The sequence below is a fragment of the Variovorax stachyos genome (assembly GCF_051400855.1).
In the GTDB taxonomy this organism is placed as follows: Bacteria; Pseudomonadota; Gammaproteobacteria; order Burkholderiales; family Burkholderiaceae_C; genus Variovorax.
Genome location: NZ_JBLFFN010000012.1, coordinates 99,656 through 125,006 on the forward strand (window position 1 = coordinate 99,656; position 25,351 = coordinate 125,006).

The 25,351-nt window shown below is 67.5% G+C and carries 25 protein-coding genes; 18 read left to right on the forward strand and 7 right to left on the reverse strand.

Annotated features, from left to right (window positions below; all coding sequences use genetic code 11):
• The first annotated feature begins 17 nt into the window (after window positions 1-17).
• The 3 genes from ACMGEZ_RS20780 to ACMGEZ_RS20790 are packed head-to-tail and all read left to right on the forward strand — an operon-like array spanning window position 18 to window position 995.
• Window positions 18-434: a PaaI family thioesterase gene (locus ACMGEZ_RS20780; RefSeq protein WP_436824167.1), complete on the forward strand. Its 417-nt coding sequence runs from the start codon at window positions 18-20 to the stop codon at window positions 432-434.
• Window positions 435-456: 22 nt separating this feature from the next.
• A complete protein-coding gene (locus ACMGEZ_RS20785; protein ID WP_436824168.1) occupies window positions 457-723 on the forward strand; it encodes a hypothetical protein in 267 nt (88 codons plus the stop codon).
• A gap of 2 nt (window positions 724-725) precedes the next feature.
• Window positions 726-995: a hypothetical protein gene (locus tag ACMGEZ_RS20790; RefSeq protein ID WP_436824169.1), complete on the forward strand. Its 270-nt coding sequence runs from the start codon at window positions 726-728 to the stop codon at window positions 993-995.
• A gap of 52 nt (window positions 996-1,047) precedes the next feature.
• Here ACMGEZ_RS20790 and ACMGEZ_RS20795 read toward each other — a convergent pair whose 3' ends face one another.
• A complete protein-coding gene (locus ACMGEZ_RS20795) occupies window positions 1,048-1,263 on the reverse strand; it encodes a thrombospondin type 3 repeat-containing protein (RefSeq protein ID WP_436824170.1) in 216 nt (71 codons plus the stop codon).
• A gap of 140 nt (window positions 1,264-1,403) precedes the next feature.
• Here ACMGEZ_RS20795 and pbpC point away from each other — a divergent pair, with 140 nt between their 5' ends.
• The 8 genes from pbpC to ACMGEZ_RS20835 all read left to right on the forward strand — a co-directional run bounded on the left by pbpC (window position 1,404) and on the right by ACMGEZ_RS20835 (window position 12,090).
• Window positions 1,404-3,629: a penicillin-binding protein 1C gene (gene pbpC / locus ACMGEZ_RS20800; protein ID WP_436824171.1), complete on the forward strand. Its 2,226-nt coding sequence runs from the start codon at window positions 1,404-1,406 to the stop codon at window positions 3,627-3,629.
• A gap of 86 nt (window positions 3,630-3,715) precedes the next feature.
• Window positions 3,716-4,549 (forward strand): MurR/RpiR family transcriptional regulator, encoded by an 834-nt coding sequence (locus ACMGEZ_RS20805; protein WP_436824242.1) that lies wholly within the window; start codon window positions 3,716-3,718, stop codon window positions 4,547-4,549.
• Between the two features lie 148 nt (window positions 4,550-4,697).
• Window positions 4,698-6,953: a phosphocholine-specific phospholipase C gene (locus tag ACMGEZ_RS20810; protein WP_436824172.1), complete on the forward strand. Its 2,256-nt coding sequence runs from the start codon at window positions 4,698-4,700 to the stop codon at window positions 6,951-6,953.
• A gap of 77 nt (window positions 6,954-7,030) precedes the next feature.
• A complete protein-coding gene (locus tag ACMGEZ_RS20815) occupies window positions 7,031-7,768 on the forward strand; it encodes an arylmalonate decarboxylase (RefSeq protein WP_436824173.1) in 738 nt (245 codons plus the stop codon).
• Complete coding sequence (locus ACMGEZ_RS20820) at window positions 7,752-8,639, forward strand: LysR substrate-binding domain-containing protein (protein ID WP_436824174.1); 888 nt, start codon at window positions 7,752-7,754, stop codon at window positions 8,637-8,639. The genes ACMGEZ_RS20815 and ACMGEZ_RS20820 overlap by 17 nt, the downstream gene beginning before the upstream one ends.
• A 116-nt stretch (window positions 8,640-8,755) precedes the next feature.
• Window positions 8,756-9,910 (forward strand): mandelate racemase/muconate lactonizing enzyme family protein, encoded by a 1,155-nt coding sequence (locus ACMGEZ_RS20825; protein ID WP_436824175.1) that lies wholly within the window; start codon window positions 8,756-8,758, stop codon window positions 9,908-9,910.
• Window positions 9,911-9,961: 51 nt separating this feature from the next.
• A complete protein-coding gene (locus tag ACMGEZ_RS20830; RefSeq protein ID WP_436824176.1) occupies window positions 9,962-10,945 on the forward strand; it encodes a Bug family tripartite tricarboxylate transporter substrate binding protein in 984 nt (327 codons plus the stop codon).
• An 8-nt stretch (window positions 10,946-10,953) separates the two neighbouring features.
• Window positions 10,954-12,090, forward strand: coding sequence for an alpha-hydroxy acid oxidase (locus ACMGEZ_RS20835; RefSeq protein ID WP_436824177.1), 1,137 nt, complete (start codon window positions 10,954-10,956; stop codon window positions 12,088-12,090).
• An 81-nt stretch (window positions 12,091-12,171) separates the two neighbouring features.
• Here ACMGEZ_RS20835 and cynS read toward each other — a convergent pair whose 3' ends face one another.
• Window positions 12,172-12,615 carry a cyanase gene (cynS, locus tag ACMGEZ_RS20840; RefSeq protein WP_436824178.1) on the reverse strand — a complete coding sequence of 148 codons (444 nt, stop codon included), beginning with the start codon at window positions 12,613-12,615 and terminating at the stop codon, window positions 12,172-12,174.
• A gap of 220 nt (window positions 12,616-12,835) precedes the next feature.
• Between cynS and ACMGEZ_RS20845 the strand changes: the two genes are divergently transcribed.
• The 3 genes from ACMGEZ_RS20845 to ACMGEZ_RS20855 all read left to right on the forward strand — a co-directional run bounded on the left by ACMGEZ_RS20845 (window position 12,836) and on the right by ACMGEZ_RS20855 (window position 17,666).
• The gene (locus tag ACMGEZ_RS20845) at window positions 12,836-15,616 is read left to right on the forward strand and encodes a sensor domain-containing diguanylate cyclase (RefSeq protein WP_436824179.1); all 2,781 of its coding nucleotides are present in this window, start codon (window positions 12,836-12,838) and stop codon (window positions 15,614-15,616) included.
• Complete coding sequence (locus tag ACMGEZ_RS20850; protein WP_436824180.1) at window positions 15,613-16,356, forward strand: EAL domain-containing protein; 744 nt, start codon at window positions 15,613-15,615, stop codon at window positions 16,354-16,356. The genes ACMGEZ_RS20845 and ACMGEZ_RS20850 overlap by 4 nt, the downstream gene beginning before the upstream one ends.
• Before the next feature lie 152 nt (window positions 16,357-16,508).
• Window positions 16,509-17,666: an alpha-hydroxy acid oxidase gene (locus ACMGEZ_RS20855; protein ID WP_436824181.1), complete on the forward strand. Its 1,158-nt coding sequence runs from the start codon at window positions 16,509-16,511 to the stop codon at window positions 17,664-17,666.
• Window positions 17,667-17,758: 92 nt separating this feature from the next.
• Here the strand turns inward: ACMGEZ_RS20855 and ACMGEZ_RS20860 are convergent, their stop codons facing one another.
• Window positions 17,759-18,130, reverse strand: coding sequence for a type II toxin-antitoxin system VapC family toxin (locus ACMGEZ_RS20860; protein WP_436824182.1), 372 nt, complete (start codon window positions 18,128-18,130; stop codon window positions 17,759-17,761).
• Window positions 18,131-18,147: 17 nt separating this feature from the next.
• Window positions 18,148-18,360, reverse strand: a complete 213-nt coding sequence (locus tag ACMGEZ_RS20865) for an AbrB/MazE/SpoVT family DNA-binding domain-containing protein (protein WP_436824183.1) — start codon at window positions 18,358-18,360, stop codon at window positions 18,148-18,150.
• A 241-nt stretch (window positions 18,361-18,601) separates the two neighbouring features.
• On the opposite strand from ACMGEZ_RS20865, the gene ACMGEZ_RS20870 reads away from it, so the two are divergent.
• Window positions 18,602-18,811 (forward strand): DUF3606 domain-containing protein, encoded by a 210-nt coding sequence (locus ACMGEZ_RS20870; protein ID WP_436824184.1) that lies wholly within the window; start codon window positions 18,602-18,604, stop codon window positions 18,809-18,811.
• Between the two features lie 4 nt (window positions 18,812-18,815).
• Here the strand turns inward: ACMGEZ_RS20870 and ACMGEZ_RS20875 are convergent, their stop codons facing one another.
• Genes ACMGEZ_RS20875 through ACMGEZ_RS20885 form a run of 3 tightly spaced genes read right to left on the reverse strand, consistent with a single transcriptional unit; the run spans window position 18,816 to window position 21,864 of the window.
• On the reverse strand, window positions 18,816-20,042 hold the full coding sequence (locus ACMGEZ_RS20875; RefSeq protein ID WP_436824185.1) for an AI-2E family transporter: 1,227 nt from the start codon (window positions 20,040-20,042) through the stop codon (window positions 18,816-18,818).
• Window positions 20,039-20,788, reverse strand: a complete 750-nt coding sequence (locus ACMGEZ_RS20880) for a LytR/AlgR family response regulator transcription factor (RefSeq protein WP_436824186.1) — start codon at window positions 20,786-20,788, stop codon at window positions 20,039-20,041. Before ACMGEZ_RS20880 ends, ACMGEZ_RS20875 begins: the two co-directional genes overlap by 4 nt.
• 11 nt (window positions 20,789-20,799) lie before the next feature.
• Complete coding sequence (locus ACMGEZ_RS20885; protein WP_436824187.1) at window positions 20,800-21,864, reverse strand: sensor histidine kinase; 1,065 nt, start codon at window positions 21,862-21,864, stop codon at window positions 20,800-20,802.
• A gap of 53 nt (window positions 21,865-21,917) precedes the next feature.
• Between ACMGEZ_RS20885 and argH the strand changes: the two genes are divergently transcribed.
• The 3 genes from argH (at window position 21,918) to ACMGEZ_RS20900 (ending at window position 25,347) form a co-directional block, all read left to right on the forward strand.
• Window positions 21,918-23,315 carry an argininosuccinate lyase gene (argH, locus tag ACMGEZ_RS20890; RefSeq protein ID WP_436824188.1) on the forward strand — a complete coding sequence of 466 codons (1,398 nt, stop codon included), beginning with the start codon at window positions 21,918-21,920 and terminating at the stop codon, window positions 23,313-23,315.
• 163 nt (window positions 23,316-23,478) lie between these two features.
• Entirely contained in the window at window positions 23,479-24,366 is an 888-nt protein-coding gene (locus ACMGEZ_RS20895) for a glycosyltransferase family 2 protein (protein ID WP_436824189.1), read from the forward strand.
• 9 nt (window positions 24,367-24,375) lie between these two features.
• Window positions 24,376-25,347 (forward strand): UDP-glucuronic acid decarboxylase family protein, encoded by a 972-nt coding sequence (locus ACMGEZ_RS20900; RefSeq protein ID WP_436824190.1) that lies wholly within the window; start codon window positions 24,376-24,378, stop codon window positions 25,345-25,347.
• Window positions 25,348-25,351 lie beyond the last annotated feature (4 nt).

Genomic DNA, 25,351 nt, shown 5'->3' on the forward strand with positions numbered 1-25,351 from the left:
ACGAGGAAAGCCGCGCCATGGCCCAGCCTCTGCCTGCGCTCGAAGCCGTTCAGAAAATCCTCGACCCGCTGTTTCCCGGCCTCATGGGCGTTCGCCTCCTCGCGGTCGAGCCGGAGCGCGTGGTCGCCGAACTGGTCGTCCGCCCCGATCTCTGCACCGCCGGCGGCATCCTGCACGGCGGCGCCTATATGGCCTTCGCCGATACGCTCGGCGCGGTTGGCACCGTGATCAACATGCCGCAGGGCAAGCAGACCACAACAACCGACTCCAGCACCAAGTTCATCGGCGGCGCGCGCGTGAACACCACAGTCACCGGCGAGAGCGTCGCCCTGCATCGCGGCCGGACCACCATGGTGTGGCAGACCACCATCCGCACCGCGGAAGGGAAGCTGTGCGCCGTCGTCACGCAGACGCAGCTAGTCCTGGACACCTAGATCGCCGGCACGAGGGCTCCTCATGCGCACGCTGATATTCATCATCGCAGGCTTCGTTCTCCTGGCCGCCTGCCTTGGCGCCGCCAAGCTGGTCTCGGGCGGCGCGGCCCATGCGACGCGCACGGCGATCCTTGCGTTCACTGCACTGTGGTTCGTCGTCGCAGGGGCCAACATGTGGGTGGGTGTGGCGAAGGCGGGCTACTCCGTGGGCGAGGAGCTGCCGATCTTTCTGCTGATCTTCGGCCTTCCGGCGGTCGCTGGTGTGCTCCTCAAGTGGAAGGTCCTCTGAGCATGGATGAAGATCTCGCCCGTATGTCGCGCGACAAACTCGTCGCCGAAGTGATGAGGTTGCGGCAAGGCATCCGCGCGCACCGCGACAGCACTGGCCACGAACTGTGCTGGCACCATCCCGCCTTGTGGGCGCTGCTGCCGGAGCGCACGGACCCGCAGCCCGTGGTGCCCAGCTGGCCGCAGTTCCTCAAGGGCTGCATCCACTACCGCCAGTCGCTCGACGAGCAGTTGCCGCACGCGCCTCGCAGCGACGAGCCGTACCGCAAATAAGACGGCAGCAGAAGCGCCGGCCCGCCTCAGCAACGCGGGCCATAGCGCCGCCTCAATACCGGTTCGGATTGTTCGGCCGACTGTCGTAGCGGTTCGGCACGCCGTCGTTGTCCCGATCGCGGTCGTAGCGGTTGGGCACGCCGTCGCGGTCCCGGTCGCGGTCCGCGTAGCCCGCGCGCGGCGGCGACCGGCCACTGTCGTACGGCACGGCCACGCAGCCGGCCAGGGCGGCGGTTGCAGCAATCAGCAGGGCGACAAGTGTTTTCATCTGATCTCCTTGAACAGTCGATAGGTTTTCAAGATGCTTGGCGCAACGCGCGCCGGCAACCCGCGCGCCTGCCCGTTCGCAAGTAGTCCCCGACCGCATTCGGGTGCCCGGCCCGCATCCTGTGGCAAGCTAGCGGCCCCATGCCGCGCACCCGATCCGCCCTGCTGGCGCTGAGCCTGCTCGCCGCCCTGGCCGGCCCGGCGCAGGCGCTACCGGGCTTCGAGGACGTGAAGCGCAACTTCCGCCCTTCCGACATCCAGGTGCTCGACCGCAATGGAGACCTGCTGCAACGCGTGCGCACTGACGCCGCCGTGCGCCGCGGCCGATGGACTGCATTGGCCGAGATCTCGCCGGCCCTGCGCACCGCCATGCTGCTGAGCGAGGACAAGCGTTTCTACGAGCACAGCGGCGTCGACTGGCGCGCAGTCTCGGCCGCCGCCTGGGGCAACCTGTGGAACACCCGCACGCGCGGCGCCTCCACCATCACCATGCAGCTCGCGGGCTTGCTCGACGACGACCTGCGTCGCGGCAGCGGCGGACGCGACCTGGCGCAGAAGCTCGGGCAGACGGTGGCGGCGCAGCAGCTTGAGCGCCAATGGCGCAAGGACCAGATCCTCGAGGGCTATCTCAACACCGTGCCCTTCCGGGGCGAGATCGTCGGCATCGATGCGCTCTCTCGCACCCTCTTCGGCAAGGCGCCGCACGGGCTCGATGTACGCGAGGCGGCCGTTGCGGCGGCGCTGGTACGTGCGCCCAATGCCAAGCCGGCCTTGGTGGCGCAACGCGCCTGCGAGGTGATGCGTGCCATGGACGCAGGCGCCAGGGCTGATTGCGAAGCGCTCGACATGTTCGTGAGCGCGGCCTTGCAACGCCGAGCCTTCGAGGCGAGTGAAGGCATTGCGCCGCATCTGGCGCGGCGAGCTCTGAAGGAAGCCGAAGGCCTGTCGAGCGCGCGCGCCCTCACCCCACCCCTCTCCCGGAGGGAGAGGGAGCCAGGCGTGGACATTCGCACCACGCTGCGGGCGCCGCTGCAACGCTTTGCGCTCACGACCCTGCAACGCCACCTGAAGGAGCTGCGCGGCCGCAATGTCGAGGACGGCGCGCTGGTGGTGCTCGACAACGCCAGCGGCGAGGTGCTGGCCTGGGTCGGCTCCTCCGGCACGCTGAGCCGCGCGGCCGAGGTCGACGGCGTGCTGGCGCAGCGCCAGCCGGGCTCCACGCTCAAGCCGCTGCTCTATGCGCAGGCGATCGCCGAGCGAAGGCTCACCGCGGCCTCGCTGCTCGACGACTCCTCGGCGCAGATCAGCACTGCGAGCGGCCTCTACATCCCGCAGAACTACGACCGCCAGTTCAAGGGCCACGTCTCGGTGCGCACCGCGCTGGCGGCTTCGCTCAATGTGCCGGCGGTGCGCACGTTGGTGATGGTGTCGCCGGAGGCCTTCGCGCGCCAGCTGCGCGCAGCGGGGCTGGGCCTGGCGCAGAACGGGGACTACTACGGCTACAGCCTGGCGCTGGGGAGCGCGGAGGTGTCGCCGCTGGGGCTGACGAACGGGTATCGGACGCTGGCGAATGGAGGGAGGTTTGGGGAGACGCGCATCTTGCTGGCGCCCACGCCCTCACCCCGGCCCTCTTCCGCAAGCGGGAGGGGGAATGAGCCGCGCGCAATCGATCCGCGTGCCGCTTTCATCGTGGGCGACATCCTGAGCGACGCCAATGCCCGCGCCCCCACCTTCGGCCTCGACAGCGTGCTGGGCACGCGCTTCTGGAGCGCGGTGAAGACCGGCACCAGCAAGGACATGCGCGACAACTGGGCGGTCGGCTGGTCCGAGCGCTACACCGTCGGCGTGTGGGTGGGCAACGCCAGCGGCGCGCCGATGTGGGACGTGAGCGGCACCAGCGGGGCCGCGCCGATCTGGGCCGAGCTGATGGGCTTCCTCCACCGCCGCGAGGCCAGCCGTGCGCCCGCGCCGCCGCCGGCCCTGGTGCGCACGCGCGTGCGTTTCGGCGACGAGCTGGAAGCGGCGCGCGAGGAATGGTTCATCGCCGGCACTGAGCAGGCGCTGTTCGCATTGCCTGCGGCCGATGCCGAGCCCGCCGCGCGCATCACCGCTCCCACGGACGGCACGATCATTGCGCTCGACCCTGACATCCCCCCGCGCCATCAGCGCGTCCGCTTCGAGGCCGAGGGCAGCAGCGGCCTGCAATGGCGCATTGATGGCAAGCCCTTGGCGCGCGGCGCCAGCGCCCAATGGCTGCCCTGGCCCGGCCGGCACGTGGTGGAGCTCCTCGACGCGCGCGGCCGGGTGGTGGACCAGCTCCGGCTCGAGGTGCGCGGCGCCGGCGTGAAGCGCGTGGCGGGCAAGTAAGCTCGGCGCCCATGAAGCCGCAGCCTGCCCGAAAGTCCGCCAGGTCTACCAAGCCCACGGAACCGCCCGGCGGTCAGATCTCGGCCGTGCTCGCGCGCATTGAAACCCTCTGGGCCTCGCTGGGCCCGGTCGGGCAGCGCATCGCAGAATTCATCGCCACGCACCCGCAGGAAGTGGTCCACATGTCGGTCAGCGAGGTGGCCGAGCGCACCGGGTCGAGCGAAGGCAGCATCGTGGGCTTCTGCAAGAACCTCGGCGCCACCGGTTTCCAGCAGATCAAGATCGCGCTGGCCCAGGAGATCGTGCAGCCGGTGCAGTTCATCCACGAGGACCTGGAGCCCGGCGACAAGGTCGACGCCACCATCCGCAAGATCTTCCAGAGCAACGTGCAGACCCTGCACGACACGCAGGCCGCGCTCGACGTCAAGGCAATGGAGAAGGCCGTCCGGCTGATCAAGAAGGCCAAGCGCATCGAGATCTACGGCATCGGCAGCGCGGCCACCATTGCCGAGGATGCGCACTACCGCATGCTGCGCATCGGGCTGAACGTCAAGGTGGTGGTCGACTCGCACGTGCAGGCGATCAGCGCCTCGCTCACCGGCCCCGACGTCGCGGTGCTGACGATCTCGCATTCCGGCAGCACCCACGAGACGGTGACGGCCACGCGCCTGGCCAGGGAGGCCGGCGCAGCGACCATCTGCATCACGAACTTCGGCAAGTCGCCGATCCAGGCTTTCTGCGACGTGCTGCTCTTCACCATGGCGCGCGAGACCAGCTTCCGTACGGAAGCCATGACCAGCCGGCTCGCGCAGTTGGCCATCATCGATGCGCTGATCGCCTGTCTCGCGCTCTCGGACTACGAGCGATCGGTCGAGACCTTGCGGCGAACCTTCGACGTGCTGTCGCTCAAGCGCTACTGAGCGCTGGCGCGCATCGCCATCCAGCGGATGGCAAGGTCTGAACTTAATTGAATTTCGCTCAGCATTCTTCAATGGTGTCTTGAGCGGCATTCATTTTCCTGTCACGGCGGCTTCCTAAGCTCCTCGAGGCCAACCCACCTCTGAAACCATGACCACGAACATTCCCCCACGACGCGACTTCCTTCGCAAGACCGCAGGCGCCCTGGGCGCCGCGTCCGCGCTCACCGTGCTGCCGCCCTCGATCCGCCGCGCGCTGGCGGTCGAGGCGAACGTCAAGTCCCGCTCCATCGAGGACGTGCAGCACATCGTCATCCTGATGCAGGAGAACCGCAGCTTCGATCACTACTTCGGCACCATGCGCGGCGTGCGCGGCTTCGGCGACCGCTTCCCGATTCCGCTGGCGAACGGCAAGCCGGTGTATTTCCAACCCAACCCCAGCGGCGGCGCGGAGATCCAGCCCTTCCGCCGCGATTCCAGGATCGGCAGGGCGCTGATCGGATCCGGCACGCCGCACAATTTCCCCGATCAGCAGGCAGCGTGGAACCAGGGAAAGATGGACCGCTGGATCCAGTTCAAGAACCAGGCGACGATGGGCTACTACCTGCGCGACGACATTCCCTTCCAGTTCGCGCTGGCCGATGCCTTCACGATCTGCGACGGCTATCACTGCTCCGTCCTCACCGGCACCGACCCGAACCGCATCGTCTTCTGGTCGGGCTCCAACTTCAACCCGGAACTGCGCAAGCGGGGAATCAACAGCACGCACGCCGATGGCGAGCCCGTCAACTCGCGCTGCTGGCCCAACCCGTCCAGATGGGTCGCGGGCAGGGCGCAGCAGGCAGACGGGTCGGGTCAGGTCGACCCGGCAACGGGTGCCTACAACTACAAGTACGTCAACACCGCCTTCAAATGGGACACGCTGCCGGATGTCCTGCAAAAGGCCGGCATCAGCTGGCACATCTACCAGAACATGAACAACAACTGGACGGGCGCCATGCACGGCTGCCTGGCCTTCGAAAGTTTCCGCACTGCGCAGCCGGGTTCGCCGATCTACGAGCACGGCTTGACCGGCGGGCCCGCGACGGCTGACGGTGCCGTCAATTTCCTTGCCCAGCTCAAGCAGGACGTGATCAACGACACCCTGCCGCAGGTCTCGTGGGTGCTGCCCACGCAGGCATTGGCTGAGCATCCCGGCAGCAGCGAAGGCACTGCCGGCGCCGCCGACTTCATCGCGGACGTGCTGGACGCGCTGACGGCCAATCCGAAAGTCTGGAGCAAGACCGTCCTTTTCGTGACCTTCGACGAGAACGACGGCTTCTTCGACCACCTGCCGATGCCAGCGGTGCCATCGTACGACGCCAACGGCAACCTGATGGGCAAGTCCACCGTGCCGCTGGACGGCGAGTATTTCGACGCCTCCGTGGGCAACTACCTGAGCGCCAGTGACACCACCAGCGGCAAGATCCGCCCGTGGGGCCTGAGTTCGCGCGTGCCGATGTACGTGGTGTCGCCATGGAGCAAGGGCGGCTGGGTCGATTCGCAGGTGTTCGACCACACCTCCGTGGGCATGTTCCTGGAAAAGCGCTTCGGCATCACGGTGGACGCCATCAGCCCCTGGCACCGCGCGGTGTGCGGCGACCTCACCTCCTGCTTCGACTTCGTCAGCCCGAACGACCCGGTCTTCCCCCAGCTGCCCGACACGAGCAACTTCCCCGCGATCAACGCGGCGCAGAGGCTGCTGCCCACGGCCCCCGTGACGACGGCGCCCGCCACGCCGCAGCCGCTGTTCCAGGAGACCGGCGTGCGCCCGTCGCGTGCACTCCCGTACGAGCTGCACACCAGCGCGCGGGTGGAGTCGCGCGGCATCGTGTCGCTGCAGTTCGCCAACACCGGCAAGCAGGGCGCGGTCTTCCACGTGTACGACAAGCTGCACCTGGACCGCATTCCGCGCCGCTACACCGTGGAGGCCGGCAAGACGCTGAGCGACACCTGGAACACCGGCGCCTCCGACAGCGGCAAGTACGAGCTCTGGGTCTACGGGCCCAACGGCTTCGTGCGCACCTTCGAGGGCGACGCGCTGTTCCACGACACCGCGGCATTCCAGCCCGAAATCCAGGTCGGCTACCAGGCCCACAGCGGCCATCTCTACCTGAGGGTGCGCAACAGCGGCAAGCAGCGCGGTCGCGTCACGATCGCCGCCAACGCCTACAGCAAGCACGGCCCGTGGACGATGGACATCAAGCCCGGCGACATCGAGACGCAGCACTGGAACCTCCAGACGAGCGGCGACTGGTACGACTTCACCGTCAGCGCCGAGAACTTCGAGCGCCGCTTCGCCGGCCGTGTCGAGAGCGGCAGGCCGGGCGTCAGCGACCCCGCAATGGCGCTGCATCTGCAGGGCTGAAACCAAGCGGCCTGGGCCGCTGTCGCTTGCCGCACAATCCGGCGCTTGAGACAACTCGAGCATCCGGAGACCACGACATGACGACAAGCACCCTCGGCCTCATCGTGCCGCCCGCCGCCGGCCTCGTCCCGACCGACGGGCAGGCGCTCTACGGCGGGCGCGACGTGCGCTTCATCGCCCGCGGGCTCGGCATCCCGGGCATCTCGCCCGAAGGCTTCGACACGGTGGTCGACCGGATCCTCGCGCTCGCGGTCGAGCTGCGCGATGCCGGCGCCCAGGCCGTTTCGCTGATGGGCACCTCGCTCAGCTTTTACCGCGGCCTCGAATTCACCAATGCGCTGCGCGAGCGCATGCAGGATGCCACCGGCCTGCCCTGCACCACCATGAGCCACGCCATCGTCGACAGCCTGCGCGCGCTCGGCGTGCGGCGGGTCGCGGTCGCCACCGCCTACATCGACACGCTGAACCAGCGGCTGGCCGCCTATCTGGCGAGCTGCGGCATCACGGTCACGCACATCGAGGGCCTTTCCATCACCGGCGTCGAAGCCGTCGGCCAGGTGACGGGCGAAACGCTGATGGCGCTGGCCGAGCGCACCGTGGCGGCCGACCGCTCGGCGCAGGGCCTGCTGATCTCCTGCGGGGGCCTGCTGACGCTGGACATCCACGTGCCGCTCGAGGACAAGCTCGGTCTGCCCGTCACCTCGAGCTCGCCCGCCGGCTTCTGGGACCTGATGCGCACCGCCGGCCTCGACCCCGCCTCGCCGGGCCACGGCCGCCTGTTCGCGCCCGAGACCGCGCTTGAACGAGCCGCTTGATCTCGCGACGCTGCGCGTGATCGTCGCCGCGGCGGAGCTCGGCTCCATCAGCGCCGCCGGCGACCGGCTGCAGCTCGCGGTGGCCGCCGCAAGCGCGCGCATCACAGCGCTCGAAGAAGCACTGGGCCTGCGCGTCTTCGAGCGCTCCTCTAGGGGCGTGCGGCTCACGCCCGCGGGCCAGATGCTGGTGCGGCGCGGCCGCGAGATCCTGGTCGACATGGACCGGCTGTCGGTCGACCTGCACGACTACGCCAAGGGCCTGCAAGGCCACGTGCGGCTGGCGGCCAACACCTCGGCCATGCTGGAAGTGCTGCCCGCCAAGCTCGACCGCATGGCGCGCGAGCATCCGCTGATCCGCATCGACGTCGTGGAGCACGGCAGCCTCGACATCCCGCTGATGCTGCTCGAGGGCCGCGCCGACCTGGGCATCGTGGACATGGCGCACGCGCCGCACGGCATCACGCTGACCGACTGCTTCTCCGACACGCTGGTGCTGGTGGTGCCGGCCAGCCACGCACTGGCCGGCGCCGCGCCGCTGGCGCTGGAGCAGGCGCTCGACGAGCAGTTCATCGCACTGCACGACGGCACCGCGCTTTCCAGCCGGCTGATGCGCTCTGCTTCACTCTCCGGCAAGGCGCTGAAGATCCGCATGCAGATGCGCAGCTTCGACGCCGTCTGCCGCATGGTTGCGGGCGGCCTCGGCGTGGCCGTGCTTCCCCTGCAGGCGGTGGGCCCGCAGCTCGCCAGCCTGCCGCTGGCCGCGGTGCCGCTCACCGATGCCTGGGCCGCGCGCACCCACCGCATCGCGCTGCGCAGCGGGGTGGAACCCTCGCCGGCCACGCTGACGCTGATCGACTTCCTGCTGCGCTGACTGCCCCCAGGGGCAAACCCTCGATTTCGTGCTTGACGAAAGCAGGCTTCGCGCCGGATGCTTGTGAAGGCCGGGACCGCCTTCCTACACTGCGCGCAACCCTGGAGACACGCCCCATGAAGATCACCCGCGTCGCGGCCACGCCCCTGCACTTGCCGGTTTCGGTGGAGGTTGCGGGCCGCAGCAAGACCACCTCGCTCTCCCTCTGCCTGGTCGACATCGAGACCGACGAAGGCCTGGTCGGCACCGGCATGACCGCCATCACCGAGGAAGAGGTGATTGCCTCCGTGGTCAACGACATCGCCGCCCATGCGCTGGTCGGCATGGACCCGCTGCGCCACGAGCAGATCTGGGAGCGCCTGTACTGGCTGCTCACGCCCCGCGGCCAATCGGGCTATGCCAGCCATGCCATCGCCGCGCTGGACCTCGCGCTGTGGGACCTGAAGGGCAAGGCCCTGGGCCAGCCCTGCTGGCGCCTGCTGGGCGGCGCGCGCGCCGAGGTGCCTGTGTACGCCACCTTCGGCTTCGCCTTCTACGAGCGCGACGAGCTGGCGGCTGCGGCGCAGAGCTGGGTCGAGCGCGGCTTCAAGCGCCTGAAGATGACGGTGGGCCACCACGGGCTCGCGCGCCGCGACGAGCCGCGCCCGCTGGACACGCTCATCGCCGAGGACGTGCAGCGCATCCGCGCCGTGCGCGAGGCGGTGGGGCCCGAGGTGCAGATCTACATCGACGCCAACTGCAGCCTCGACTACTTCCACGCGCTCTCGCTGGCGCAGCGCATCGAGGAATACGGCATCAGCTTCTTCGAGGAGCCGGTCTCGCAGAACGACATTCCCAACCTGGTGAAGCTGCGCCACAAGACCTCGATCCCGCTCGCCGCGGGGCAGAACGAAGGCCAGGCCAGCCGCTTCCGCGACATGCTGGTCGCGCAAGCCGTGGACGTGGTGCAGCCCAATGCCTGCATCACCGGTGGCTTCACGCAGTGCCTGCGGATTGCCGGCATGGCCAGTGCCTTCAACGCGCGCTTCGCCAACGGAGGCGCCTGGCCGCACCACAACATGCACCTGCATGCGGGGCTGGCCAACGGCTCGCTGGTCGAATACCACTCGGTGGCGGTGGACTGCTGCAAGATGGTGTTCGACGACCTGCCGGTGCCGAGCCAAGGCGTGCTCGCGCTGCCCGAGAAGTCGGGCCTGGGCTTCGAGCCGAACCGCGAGCGCGTGGCCGAGCTGGCGAAGCGGCCGGGCTCGCGCGGCATCGGCAAGGCCTGAACGCACGCCGAGCGCATCACAGAAGCCCACAAGATTTCCGGAGACAAGACGATGAAGCCATTCACCCCTCACCGCCGTGCCCTGCTCGCACTCGGCACCGCCCTGCTGGCAAGCCACGCCGGCCTCGCCTCCGCGCAAGGCGGCTACCCCGAGCGCCCGATCCGCCTGCTGGTGGGCTATTCCGCCGGCGGCGGCGTCGATGCCATGGCGCGGCTGATCGCGCCGCGCCTGTCGGCCCTGCTGGGCCAGCAGGTGGTGGTGGAGAACCGCGCCGGCGCGGCCGGCGTGATCGCCGCCGACGCGGTCGCCAAGGCCGCGCCCGACGGCTACACGCTGCTGCTGGGCGACAGTTCGACGCTGATCGCGAAGTACATGCAGGCCAAGCTCAGCTTCGATCCGGTCAAGAGCTTCGTGCCGGTCGCGGGGCTGTTCAAGTCGCCGCTGCTGATCGTGGCCAGCAACGACTTCCCCGCCAGGAACCCGCGCGAGCTGGTGGCGGCGCTCAAGGCCAAGCCCGGCTTCTATTCCTTCGCCACCTCGGGCGTGGGCACGGTGCAGCACCTGGGCTTCGAGATGCTGAAGGGCCAGTCGGGCACCTTCGCGCTGCACATCCCCTACCGCGGGGCCGCGCAGATCGTGCCCGACGTGATCAGCGGCCAGGTGCCGCTGGGCGTCGTCAGCGCGACCGCCGGCCTGGCACAGGCCAAGAGCGGCAAGCTGCGCGCGCTGGCAATGATGAGCAACGACAAGCTGCCGGGTGCCGAAGACGTGGCCGCGCTGTCGACCGCGGTGCCCGGCGTCGACGTGGCGCCGCGCCTCTTCCTGCTGGCGCCCGCCGGTACGCCCGCCGCCGTCGTCGACAAGCTGGGCGAGGCGGCACGTGCCGCCATGAGCGCTCCCGACCTGGCCCAGGCGGCCGCGCTGCAGGGCGCGGTGCCGGACTTCATGCCGTCTGCGCAGCTGGCCACGGCCATGGCGCAGGAGTCGGCGCGCTGGGGCAAGCTGATCAGCGAGCAGAAGATCAGCTCGCAGTAGCAAGCCGGATGAGCGTCATCACCTGCATCGAGGACCTGCGCGTCCTCGCGCGCAAGCGCGTGCCGCGCATGTTCTACGACTACGTGGACTCCGGCTCCTGGACCGAAAGCACCTACCGCGCCAATGCCGCCGACTTCGACCGCCTGAAGCTGCGCCAGCGCGTGGCGGTGAACATCGAGCAGCGCAGCACGCGCACGACGATGGCGGGGATCGAAGTTGCGATGCCGGTGGCCATCGCACCCACCGGCATGACGGGCATGCAGCATGCCGACGGCGAGATCCTGGCGGCCAGGGCCGCCGAGAAGTTCGGCATCCCCTTCACGCTCTCGACGATGAGCATCTGCTCCATTGAGGACATCGCGGCGGCGACCAGCCGGCCTTTCTGGTTCCAGCTCTACGTGATGCGTGACCGCGACTTCATGGCGCGCCTGATCGATCGCGCCAAGGCGGCGAACTGCTCGGCCCTGGTGCTGACGCTGGACCTGCAGATCATCGGCCAGCGCCACAAGGATCTGCGCAACGGCCTGTCGGTGCCGCCGAAGCCGACCCTGGCCAACCTCGCCAACATGGCGACCAAGCCGCGCTGGTGCCTGGGCATGCTGGGCACCAAGCGGCGCAACTTCGGCAACGTGTTCGGCCATGTGAAGGGCATCGAGACCATGCGCTCGCTGTCGGAGTGGACCAACAAGCAGTTCGACCCGACGCTCTCGTGGGCGGACGTCGACTGGATCCGCCGACGCTGGGGCGGAAGGCTGATCCTCAAGGGCATCCAGGACGTGGAGGACGCGCGGCTGGCCGTCGACTCGGGCGCCGATGCGCTGATCGTCTCCAACCACGGCGGGCGCCAGCTCGACGGCGCGCCCTCCTCCATCTCGGCGCTGCCCGCGATCGCCGAAGCCGTGGGCCACCGGATCGAGGTGCACATGGACGGCGGCATCCGCAGCGGGCAGGACGTGCTGAAGGCGCGCGCACTCGGCGCCAAGGGCGCCTACATCGGCCGCTCGATGCTCTACGGGCTGGGCGCGTTGGGCGAGGCCGGCGTGACGCGGGCGCTCCAGATCATCCACCGCGAACTCGACCTCACGATGGCGTTCTGCGGCTACACCGACATCGAGAAGGTGGACGCAGGAGTGCTGCTGGCGTAGGCCAGGGAGGACGGGCCGCCGTCAGGTCCATGAAGCCGCGGACGGCGCAGGCGGGTGCAACTGCCGCCGCCCCGCCCGGCTTCAATAAGTCCTGTAGGGCAGGAACTTGCCCGAGAGCACCACCTTCACGCGGTCGCCTTTCGGATCAGCCTGGCGCTGGATGTCCATGCTGAAGTCGATCGCGCTCATGATGCCGTCGCCGAACTCCTCGTGAATCAATTCCTTGATGGTGGTGCCGTAGACGCTCACCACCTCGTACCAGCGATAGATCAGCGGATCGGTGGGCACGGCCGAGGGCAGCGAGCCCTTGTAGGGCACCACCTGGAGCCACTTCTGCTCCTCGGCCGTGAGCCCGAAGATCTCGCCGACGACGGCGGCCTGCTTCTCATCCAGCGTCATCTGGCCCAGGCAGGCGGCCGTGGTCCATTCTTTCGAGAGGCCGACCTTCTCGGCCACCTCGGCCCATTGAATGCTCTTGGCCACCTTGACGGTGACGATCTTCTCTGTGACGTCGTTGCGGTTCATGCGGATGCTCCTGTTGGTGAAGTAGCGAAGCAACAGGCGTGCCGGGTTGGCGCATGGACATGTGGCGCGTGTCGGAGGTGGCGAGTACTTTGGTAATCGTCCAAAGCCAGGCGCTTCGCGATTGCGTCGCCGACACCGCAAATTTAGTCACGCGGGGGTCGCTTCCAACGCCTTGTCCTTGCGTGTCCGAAGAGCTTCGGTCAGTATCCTCGGACCCTTGATGCGCCGTCCACTTCTTCGCCTCCCTCGCCTGGGCCTGCGCGCCCGGTTGTCCCTGGGCATGGTTGCGATGGTTCTGCTGATCACGCTGGGCGTCGTCACCACCGCGCTCTACTTCGTGAAGCGCGACATGCAAGCGGCTATCGCCAACGAAGAGTTCGAGCGGATCTCAGCCATTGCCGAGGCGGTGGATCAGAAGTTCCTGAGCCGGCGCACCTTGCTCAAGAGCTTCGGCGACAGCGTAGAGGCGCATCACCTTGCGAATACCGCGCAGCTGCACGATTTCCTCGTTCGGCACACATCCCTGAAAGACGCTTTCGCCAGCGTCGCAGTCGCCGACACGAACGGCGATCTCGTGGCCCGCCTCAGTGGCACGGTGCTGCCGGGCAGGATCAATATCAAGGACCGCGAGTACTTCCAGCAGACGGTCGCCACCAAGGCTGGCGTCATCTCCCAGCCCTACCGCAATCGCCTCAACGGCATGGCGCAGGTGGCCATGACCGAACCGGTGTTCGACGAGCATGGCGAGGTGCTCTACGTCATCTCGGGTGCCATCAACCTCAGCGAGCACAACTTTCTCGGCGAGCTTGCCAGCGTCAAGTTCGGCAAGAGCGGCTACATGTTCATCACGAACACGGATGGCATCGTCATCGACGATCCGGACAAGTCCCGGATTCTCCAGCGTGCGGACGCCGAGGGAGGCCGCGATCCCGCCGCCGAGCTCGCCATGGCCGGATTCGAGGGAGCGACCGAAGGCAAGGACCGCACCGGCATGAAGGGCCTCTACGCCTTCAAGCGCATCGGCCAGACCAACTGGGTCCTCGGCTGCATCTACCCACGGGACGAAGCCTTTGCCCAGGTCGAGCGGATCGAGCGCTACACATGGGCCGGCGCCCTGCTCCTGGCCGTGCTGGTGGGAGGCCTCGCCTTCGCGGTCATGCGGTTCCAGCTTGCGCCTTTGACACGACTGCATGAGCACATGCGGGTCTCGCACGCCGCCTCACGCTACGTCCCCATGACGGAGCTGCATCCAGAGGACGAGATCGGCGATCTTTCGCGCACCTTCGATTCGCTCATGCTGGACCGCCAGACCGCTCAGGAGCGGCTGAAAGCGAGCGAGAGGCTGCTGCGCGATGTGACGGACAACCTGCCGGCGGTCGTCGGCTACTTCGATCGCGACCAGCGCTGCCTGTTCGGCAACAAGGCGGGCCTCAGCGTGCAAGGCAAGACGCGGGCCGACATCGGCACCATGACCATGAAGGAGTCGCTGCCGGACGCGGTCTACCAGCAGCTCGCGCCACAGGTTACCAAGGTGCTGGGGGGCACGCCCACGCGCTGCGAGGGCACCTACGACCGCAATGGCAAGGAAGGCTTCTTCGAGTGCCATCTGGTCCCCGACATCCGCGGCGGCGGGGAGACCGTCGGCTACTACGTGATGACCTTCGACATCACGCGCCAGAAGGTGGCCGAGCGCGAGCGGGCGGCCGGCGAGGCGCGCATCCGCACCATTACGGACAACCTGCCGGCCCTGGTGTCGCATGTGGACGCATCCTTGCGCTACACCTTCGTCAATGCGCACGTGCGCGCGCTGCACGGCGAAGCCGAACCCGTGGGCCGGCTCATGGCCGATGTGCGCGGCATCGACGACTTCCGGATGGTCGAGCCCTATGTGCAGCGCGTGCTCGCCGGGGAAGCGGTGACCTTCGAGAAGACCGGGTACAGCACGCGCGGGACCAGCCAGAACTGGTACCAGTCCCACTACATCCCGGATCGCGATACCGAAGGCGTCGTGCGTGGCTTCTATGCGATGACCTTCGACGTGACCGAACGCAAGCGCGCCGAGATCCGCAGCGCCGAGAGCGAGCAGCGCCTGCGCGGGCTGACCGACAACGTGCCGGCGCTCCTGACCGAACTCGATCGCGACGAACGCGTGGTCTTCTGCAACGGCCGCTACGAGAGCTGGCTCGGCATACCGCCGGCCTCCATCATCAACCGGCCCATCCGGGAGGCCGTGGGCGAGGCTCACTACGAGATGCGCAAACCGCTGCTGGCGCGCGCATTCGCCGGCGAGGTGGTGTCCTTCGAACAAACCGCCAAGCTGCTGGTCGGCGAGCGAACGCTGCAGACCACCTATCTGCCGCAGCGGAATGCGCACGGCGAGGTCGTCGGGCTGTACATCCTGGCCAACGACGTCAGCGATCTCAAGCAAAAGCAGATGCAGCTCGATACCCTCGCGCGCGAGGATGCGCTCACCGGCCTGCCGAACCGCCGGTCGTTCGAGGAGCGCGTCGGCGAAGCCATGGCCCGGTCGCGCCGATCCGGCAATCCGATCTGCCTGCTGTTCCTGGACATCGACTACTTCAAGTCGATCAACGATTCGCTGGGCCATGCGGCGGGCGATGCGGTGCTCAAGGAGTTCGGCCGCCGACTGAAGGCAAGCGTGCGCGAGACGGACGTGGCGGCACGCTACGCCGGCGACGAGTTCGTGATCCTTCTCGAAGACATCGCCGGCCCCCACGAAGCGCAGCTGGTGGCCGGCAAGGTGCTGGCCGCGATGCGCCCTGCCTTCGTCCTCTCCAACCGCACCCTGCAGGTGACGACCAGCATCGGCATCGCCCTCTCGGAGCAGGAGGACGAGGATTTCGCGTCGTTGATGGCAAGCGCCGACTCGGCGCTGTACGCGGCCAAGAAAGATGGAAGAAACCGCTTCATGATGGCTGCCTCCAGGTTCGCAACCCTGGATGTCTCGGTGTGGCCGCGCAAAGAGTCGGTCGCCCGATGAAACCCGAAAGCGCCAGCGCCGCAGCCGTGCCCGCCATCGTCCCGGAGTTCACGATCGCGTTCCAGCCGATCGTCGACCTCGAGTCGCGGGAAGTCTTCGCGCATGAGGCGCTCGTCCGGGGCGTTCACGGGGAAGGCGCACTCCAAGTGCTCGGCCAGGTGCAGGCGCATCATCGGTTTGCCTTCCACGAGGCATGCCGCGTGAGGTCGATCGAGATGGCATCGATGCTCGGCATGCAGTCCAGGCTCAGCCTCAACGTGGCCCCCAACGACATTGCAGGTCCGGTGGAATGCTTTCATACCGCCATTCGCACGGCCGAACGGGTCCGCTTTCCGGTCGATCGGCTGATGTTCGAACTCACCGAAGGCGAACCCGTCGCCGATCTGCCCGCGCTGGCTGCGACCTTCCATGCTTTCGAGCACCTCGGATTCACCTCGGCCATCGACGACTTCGGCGCCGCATATTCAGGCTTCGAACTGCTGGCCGCTTTTCAGCCTCACATCGTCAAGCTCGACCTGAGCTTCGTTCGGGACATCCATCGCAATGCCGTGCGCTTCACGATCGTGAAGGGCTTCGTCGGCATATGCGACGAGCTTGGTATCCGGGTGATCGCGGAAGGCGTGGAAGCCCCGGAGGAAGTCGACGTGCTTCGCCGGCTCGGCGTGAGGCTGTTCCAGGGCTTCCTGTTTGCGCCCCCGGGCATTGCCAGGCTGCCGACGGTTGCCTGGGATGCGGCCTGACCTTCTTCCGCGTTGCCGGTCGCCCGCCCTGCTTCAACGCACGTGTGCCGTCGCGTCCATCAGCAGCGTGGGCGGCCGACGCGGTCGCACAGGGCGCTCGCAGGGCCCCCGATAATCGGGGCCCCCAGTGCATCCCAACAAGGAGACCCCGAGTGCCCGACCTTTCCCGGATCACCTGCATCGAAGACCTGCGAGTGATCGCCCAGTCGCGCGTGCCGCGCATGTTCTACGACTACGCCGACTCCGGCGCGTGGACCGAGAGCACCTACCGTGCGAACGAGGCCGACTTCCAGAAGATCAAGCTGCGCCAGCGCGTGGCCGTCAACATGGAAGGCCGCTCCACGCGCACCACCATGGTGGGCCAGGAGGCGGCGATGCCGGTGGCCATCGCGCCCACGGGCCTGACGGGCATGCAGCATGCGGACGGCGAGATCCTCGGGGCGCGCGCTGCCAAGGCCTTCGGCATTCCGTTCACGCTGTCGACCATGAGCATCTGCTCGCTGGAGGACATCGCGGAGAACACCGACCGCCATCCCTTCTGGTTCCAGCTCTACGTGATGCGCGACCGCGACTTCATCGAGCGGCTGATCGAGCGCGCCAAGGCTGCCAACGTGTCGGCGCTGCAGCTGACGCTGGACCTCCAGATCCTCGGCCAGCGGCACAAGGACATCAAGAACGGCCTGACAGCGCCGCCCAAGCCCACGCTGAAGAACCTCATGGACCTCGCGACCAAGCCGCGGTGGTGCATGGGCATGCTGGGCACGAAGCGCCGCACCTTCGGCAACATCGCGGGCCATGCCAAAGGGGTGAAGGACCTGTCCTCGCTGTCCTCGTGGACGGCCGAGCAGTTCGATCCGACCTTGAGCTGGGCCGATGTCGAGTGGATCAAGAAGCTCTGGGGCGGACCGCTGATCCTCAAGGGCATCATGGACGTGGAGGATGCGCGGCTGGCGGCTTCCAGCGGCGCCGATGCGCTGATCGTCTCGAACCACGGCGGGCGGCAGCTCGACGGCGCGCCCTCCTCCATCGAGGCGCTGCCGGCCATCGCCGAGGCCGTGGGCACGGAGATCGAGGTCTGGATGGACGGCGGCATCCGCAGCGGGCAGGACGTGCTGAAGGCGCGCGCCCTCGGCGCCCGCGGCACGCTCATCGGGCGCAGCTTCCTCTATGGCCTGGGCGCCTTCGGCGAAGCCGGCGTGACCCGCGCGCTTCAGATCATCCAGCGCGAGCTCGACCTGACGATGGCCTTCTGCGGACGCACGCAGATCGACGAAGTGGATTCGAGCATCCTGCTACCGGGGACCTTCTGATCAACGCGCCGGCACGCGCGATTCCAGTGGCGCGGGGCGGTAGTCGGGCCTGAAGCGGCAGCGGTCCTTGCAGCCGGCTCAGGGCTTTGGCTTCAGCCCGCTTTCGGAAAGAACACGACGCCCGGCAGCCCCTTGAAATGAGCGTCGCAGGTCAGCAACTCCGCGAGTTGATTCTGTGCCGTGGCGTAAACAATGGCATCGGCAGTGGCCAGCTTGTGCTCGCGGTGCAGGTCTGCGGCGAGCAGTGCGATGTTGGTGTCGAGGGGCACGACGGCGCACTTTTGGGTGTAGGCGATCACCTGATCTGCCTGCTCTTCGCCGACTTCGCGCACCAGCCACTTCGAAAGTTCGAGCTGCACGATGGTAGGCACGATGCATTGCGGCTTGCCCGGGAACTGCTTCGCCAGCGTCTTGCCGAGTGCGCTGCCCGTGAGCCATTCAATCCACACCGAAGTGTCGACCACGCGTGACGGTGCAGCCATTAGTAGCGGTCCTTGCGGTCGCGGTAACCGTCCTTTCGCGCGCCTTTGGCGACCCCGACCAACTGGTCCAACTCAGGTACCGGCATCATCAGAACGCCCTTGCCCTTGGGAATGAACACGAACTCCTGCCCGGCCTGCCAGTGCTTCTCTTCACGCACGGCCTTGGGGATTGAGATCTGGAACTTGCTGGAAAGAGTGGCGGTAGCGGTCATGCTCGTACCTCGCTGTTATCGATGATGATTCCGTAAGAATACGCGATCCGAGGCCGGCCTGCCTGGTCGTGAGAAAGCGATGGTGGAGGGAGCGTTTTTTGCGCACTCGCCAGGGGTTCGTGACGGAGCTCGTCCATAACAAGTAGGAATTCACGCTGGGCCGGTTGCGCCTCGCGCCGACATGGTTTCCAACCTGGTGTTCTAGCTTGGCAGGCAGCCCGACCCCTTTTCAAGGACTCATATGCCGCAACATGAAGCCTCCTCGCAAGCCGAAAGCATCGATGTCAGTTCCACCAGCGCGGTAGAAGATCTCGCCAAGCGATTCGACGCGACCCCCCAGCAGATCCGGGAAGCGGTCAAGGCCGTCGGAAACCGAATCGCGGACGTGGAGCTTCACCTGAAGGGAACTCGCAGCTCAAGCAACGAACAACGCGTCGACAGCAAGCCTTGAAGCCCTAGTCGCCCAGCAGTTCCCCGATCGGCTGCAGGTCCTCCACCCGATCGCAGATGGCCTTCACCACCATCATGATCGGGATCCCCAGCAGCAGCCCCCAGATGCCCCAGAGCCAGCCCCAGAAGATCACGCCGACGAACACCGCCACCGGGTTCATGCGGCTGGTCCGGCTGGTGAGCCAAGGCACCAGCAGGTTGCCCACCAGCGTGTGGATCACCAGCGAGACGCCGCCGACCAGCAGCGCCATCTCGATGCTGTTGAACTGCAGGAAGGCCACCAGCCCGGCAGCGGCCATCACGATCACCGAGCCGAGGTAGGGAATGAGGTTGGTCACCGCGGCGACGATGCCCCACACGGCCGCGTTCTCCAGGCCCATGGCCCAGAAGGCCAGGCCGGTGGCAATGCCGACCAGCACGCTGGTGAGGATCTGCACCAGCAGGTAGCGTTCGATGTGCTGCGTGATGTCGTCGAGCACGTGCACCGTGATTTTTTTCTTCTGCAAGCTGGGTCCGGTGATCTTCACCAGCTTGCGCCTGAAGGTGTCGCCCGAGCCGAGCGCGAAATAGGTCAGAAAGACGACCAGCGTGAGCTGCCCGGCGGCAGCGATCAGCCCCACCGTGCCGCTCCAGAGGTAGTCGCGCACGTTGAAGGCCGGCCGCTCGATGACCACGCGTGCCACGCCTTTGCGCGCCGCGACCTTGGCCGAGTTCTCCTCGGCTGCCTGCTCGAGCTGGGCGGCGGCCTTCTGTACGGTGTCGAGTGCGCTGGAATCGGTGCTCCTGCCGCTGCGCATGGCCGTGCGCAGCTTCTGGGCCGCGACGGGCAGCGTATCGAGCAGCTCGGTGGCGCTGCCGGAGAGCGAATAGCCGGTCCAGCCCATCCCGCCGCCGAGCCCGACCAGGATCGCGGCGGCGCTGACCCAGCGGGAGATCCTCCAGCGTTGCAGCAGGTCGACCAGCGGCGCGAGCGCATAAGTCAGCAGCAGGCTCAGCATCAGCGGGACGAACACGGCCTTGGCCCAGTGCAGCGTGAACACCACGGCGAGCACGCTCAGCACCACCAGCGCGGCGCTGCGGACGTCGACCGGCATGTGCAGCAGAACGCGCTCCGGCTCGGGGGAGTCGGCTGCTGCCGCCACGGTCTGCTCCTGCTCCTGCTCGGGCGAGAGCGGTGGAGCTGGCGGCTGTGGCGGCGGCTCGGCGGCCCTGGGTGCAACTTCGTCGTTCATCGCGGGTCCTTCAGCGCTTCGCGCACCGCCGCGAGCTGGCGCCGCGACACCACCACCGGCTCTGGAATGCCGTCGAGGCGCAGCGCCCAGCCCTCGGCGTCCTCGCCGTCGTCGTACTTCTGGAGCGCGCGGATCGCCTGGCGTGCCACCAGCGCGTTGCGGTGCACGCGCACGAAGCGCGCCGGGTAGCGCTCCTCGAACTCGGCCAGCGAGCCGTCGTAGATGTGGCTGCGCGCCGCGGTGCGCACCGTCAGGTACTTGTACTCGGACTTGAGATAGAGCACGTCGGACAGCAGCACGCGCTCGGTCCGGCCGCGGTCCTGGATCAGCAGCACCTCCTGCGGCACGTCGGCCATCGGGCCGCGCCGCTCCCGCAGCGAGCGCGCCGCCTTCTGCAGCGCCTGCTGCAGCCGCTCGGCGCGCACCGGCTTGGTGAGGTAGTCGACCGCCTCGAGCTCGAAGGCCGTGACGGCGTGGGTCGCATGGGCGGTGACGAACACCACCGCGGGCGCGCCGGGGCGCTGGCGCAGGCTGCGCGCCAGCTCGATGCCGTCGATGCCCGGCATGTGGATGTCGAGCAGCACCAGGTCGAGGTCGGCGGTGAGCAGCTGCGCGTGGGCTTCGGCGCCGTTGGCCGCCTCGCCCACCACCTCGGCCGCCGGCGCTCGGCAGTCGGCCAGCAGCGTGCGCAGCCGCGACCGGGCCAGCGTTTCGTCGTCGACGATCAGGGTGCGAAGAACATGCATGGTCTGGTTTTCTACGCTTCTGCAGGAATGGCGATGCGCACGCGATAGGCCTTCTGGTCCATGCCGGCGCTGAACTGCGCCTGCACGTCGTGCAGCAGGTGCAGCCGGTCGCGCACGTTGGCCAGCGCGATGCCGTGGCCGCGCGGCAGGGGCTCGTCGGCCCAGCGCAGCGGCGGCAGGCTGTTGACCACTTCGATCACCGCCATGCTGCCGCGGCGCTCGGTGCGGATGCGGATCTTCGCGCCCTCGGGGCTGGGCTCGACGCCATGCTTGACCGCGTTCTCGACCAGCGGCTGCAGCAGCAAGGGCGGCAGGCGCGCGCCGTTGGCCGCCGGGTCGATGTCCCATCGGATGCGCAGCCGCTCGCCGAAGCGCACCTGCTCGATTGCCAGGTAGCGCTCGGCCAGCGCGATCTCGTCGGCCAGGGTGACGGCCTCGCCCTCGTCGGCCAGGGCATGGCGAAACAGCTCGCTCAAGTCTTCCAGCATGGCCTCGGCCTTGGCCGGCTCCTCGCGCACGAGCGCGATAGCGCTGTTCAGCGTGTTGAAGAGAAAGTGCGGGCGAATGCGCGACTGCAGCTCCTCTAGGCGCGCCGTCATCGCCGCGGGCGTCTGGCCGCGCGCGCGCAGCACCAGCGCGGCCATCACCAGCGCCGCGAACATGGCCCCGGCGAGGGCGCTGGCGATCCAAGGCGCGCTGCCCACCACGCCGGTGAGCCGCAGCAGGCCGCAGCCATAGAGCGCGGCGACCGCCCCGAGCAGCGCGCCGGCTGCGTACTGCCCGGCGCGCGGCAGGCGGCCCAGCAGCTTCTTGAGCCAGCAGGCCGCGAGCAGCCACAGCAGCGTGGCCGGCAGGGCACCGCCGGTCACGGTGGCCAGCAGCATCAGCCACTCGGACGGCGTGGACGCCTGGAACAAGGTGGCCGCCGCCACCACCGCTTCGACGAACATCACGGTGCGCAGCACCACGCCGATCTGGCAGGCATCGAAGATCGCAGCTCCGGCGCGCGCAGGCCCGCGGGTCCGTGCCTGCGACGGCGCCTGAGGGGTGGTCGATAAAATCGATGGGCTGCGCATCAAGCAAAGATCGGGTGCAAACCCATTATTGCCTCCCAACCGGTTCACTCCCCATGACCCACAACCAACTCGACAAGAAATCCGAAGCCTGGTCCGCCCTGTTCTCCGAACCGATGAGCGACCTGGTGAAGCGCTATACGGCGAGCGTCTTCTTCGACAAGCGGCTGTGGCAGGCCGACATCCAGGGCTCGCTGGCGCATGCGGGCATGCTGGCGGCACAGGGCGTGATCGGCGCGGAGGACCTTGCGGCCATCGAGCGCGGCATGGCGCAGATCCGCGGCGAGATCGAGTCGGGCGAATTCGACTGGAAACTCGAGCTCGAGGACGTGCACCTGAACATCGAGGCACGCCTCACGCAGCTGGTCGGCGATGCCGGCAAGCGCCTGCACACCGGCCGCAGCCGCAACGACCAGGTGGCCACCGACGTGCGGCTCTGGCTGCGCGGCGAGATCGACCTGATCGCCGGGTTGCTCGGCGACCTGCAGAAGTCGCTGCTGGCCATCGCGGAAAAGAACGCCGAGGTGATCCTGCCGGGCTTCACCCACCTGCAGGTGGCGCAGCCGGTGAGCTTTGGCCACCACATGCTGGCCTACGTCGAGATGTTCGCGCGCGATGCCGAGCGCATGGCCGACGTGCGCGGCCGCGTCAACCGCCTGCCGCTGGGCGCCGCAGCGCTGGCGGGCACCAGCTATCCGCTGGACCGCGAACTGGTGGCCCGCACGCTGGGCATGGATGGCGTGTGCGAGAACAGCCTGGACGCGGTGAGCGACCGCGACTTCGCAATCGAGTTCGCCGCCGCCGCCTCGCTGGCGATGGTGCACATCAGCCGGCTCAGCGAGGAGCTGGTGCTGTGGACCAGCCAGGCCTTCGGCTTCATCGACATCGCCGACCGCTTCTGCACCGGCAGTTCGATCATGCCGCAGAAGAAGAACCCGGACGTGCCCGAACTCGCGCGCGGCAAGACCGGCCGCGTGGTGGGCCACCTGATGGGCCTGATCACGCTGATGAAGGGCCAGCCGCTGGCCTACAACAAGGACAACCAGGAAGACAAGGAGCCGCTGTTCGACACCGTCGACACGCTCAAGGACACGCTGCGCATCTTTGCCGAGATGGTGGGTGGCATCACGGTGAAGCCGGAGGCCATGGAAAAGGCCGCGCTGCGGGGCTACGCGACCGCCACCGACCTGGCCGACTACCTGGTGAAGAAGGGCCTGCCCTTCCGCGACGCGCACGAAACCGTGGCGCACGCCGTCAAGGCCGCGATCTCGCACAAGGTCGACCTGTCGGAGCTGCCGCTGTCGGTGCTGCAGACCTTCCATCCGAAGATTGAGAAGGACGTGTACGACGTGCTGAGCCTGCGGGGCTCGGTGCATGCACGCAACATCCTCGGCGGGACCGCGCCGGCGCAGGTGCGCAAGCAGATCGCGCGGCACAGGGCGCGGCTTCAATAAGCCGTCCCCAAGCGCTCGCTCAGGGCACGCCAGCCCGGGTTTACCCCGGGTTTTCCGTCAGCTTTGTGGCTATTTGTAAAACTGTAGTGCTAAAGTTTGGCATTGCATTGCAGCAAAGTGCCGGGCAACCTGTGTCGCTGAACCCCGCCAGCTGACCCCATACATGGAACAAGAATCCTGCGTCGTCGTCATCCTGACCTTCAATTCCGCCTCGATCATCCGGGAGACCGTGACGCAGGCGAAGAAGGTGAGCCCGAATGTCTTCGTGGTCGACTCGCATTCGACGGACAACACCGTCGCCCTCCTCGAGGAACTGGGCTGCACCGTGGTGCAGCGGCCCTTCTCCAACTACAGCGACCAGCGCAACTGGGCGATCTCGCAGATCGAGGGCACCTACGGCTGGCAACTGCACCTGGATGCCGACGAGGTGCTGGACGACCAGGCCGTCGCGGAGATCGGGGCCTTGCTGGCCGGCACGCCGCGTTTCGATGCGTACATGTTGCGCCGGCGCGACTACTTCATGGGCAAGATGCTGCGCTTCTCGGGCGTCAACCCCTGGCACTTGCGGCTGTTCCGCTCGGGCGCCGGGCGCTGCGAGTCGCGGCTGTACGACCAGCACTTCATCAGCACCGCCACGCCGGGCCGCCTCCAGGGCTTCATGCACGACAAGAACTCGGCCCGGCTCACCGACTGGATCGCGAGCCACAACCGCTGGAGCGACGCCGAGGCCAGGGAGAAGCTGGGGCCGCGCCTGGCTGCCGACAACGTGCTGCAGCCCCGCCTGATGGGCGACGCGCGCGAGCGCACGCGCTTCATCAAGGAGCTCTACTACAAGCTGCCGACCGGGCTGCGCTCGCTCAGCTACTTCATTTACCGCTACGTCTTCAGGCTGGGCTTCCTGGACGGCACCACCGGCTTCTATTTCGCTTTTTTTCAGGCCTTGTGGTTTCGCATGCTGGTCGACGCGAAGATGTACGAACAGCGCACCGCGCAGCCCCCGCCGGCCGAATTGAAGGCCAAGGCCCCCCAACCGATTCCCCCTATGGAGTGATTTCACAGCATGCGGCAATACAACGCTTCCAAGAAAGTCCTGGTCACCGGCGGCGCCGGCTTCCTGGGCAGCCACCTCTGCGACCGGCTCATCGAGCAGGGCCACGACGTGCTGTGCGTCGACAACTTCTTCACCGGCACCAAGCGCAACATCGAGCACCTGCTCGACCATCCGCGCTTCGAGCTGATGCGGCACGACGTGACCTTCCCGCTCTACGTGGAGGTGGACGAGATCTTCAACCTGGCCTGCCCGGCCTCGCCCGTCCACTACCAGCACGACCCGGTGCAGACCACCAAGACCAGCGTGCACGGCGCGATCAACATGCTGGGGCTGGCCAAGCGGGTGCGCGCCAAGATCCTGCAGGCCTCCACCAGCGAGGTCTACGGCGACCCGGAGATCCATCCGCAGGTCGAAGCCTATTGGGGCCGCGTCAACCCGATCGGCATCCGCAGCTGCTACGACGAGGGCAAGCGCTGCGCCGAGACGCTGTTCTTCGACTACCACCGCCAGCACAAGCTGCGCATCAAGGTCGTGCGCATCTTCAATACCTACGGCCCGCGCATGCACATGAACGACGGGCGCGTGGTGTCCAACTTCATCGTGCAGGCGCTCAAGGGCGAGGACATCACCATCTACGGCGACGGGCAGCAGACGCGCAGCTTCTGCTACGTCGACGACCTGGTGGAGGCGATGCTCCGGATGATGGGCACCGGCGACGAGGTGCCGGGCCCGATCAACATCGGCAACCCGGGCGAGTTCTCGATGCTGGAGCTCGCCAACAAGGTGATCGAGCTCACCGGCTCCAAGAGCCAGCTGGTGCGCATGCCGCTGCCCGCGGACGATCCCAAGCAGCGCCGGCCCGACATCACGCTCGCCCAGCAGGAGCTCGGCGGCTGGGCGCCGAAGACCCAGCTCGAGGAAGGCTTGAAGAAAACCATCGCCTATTTCGACAAGGCACTCTCCGAAATCACCGCAGGCTGAACAC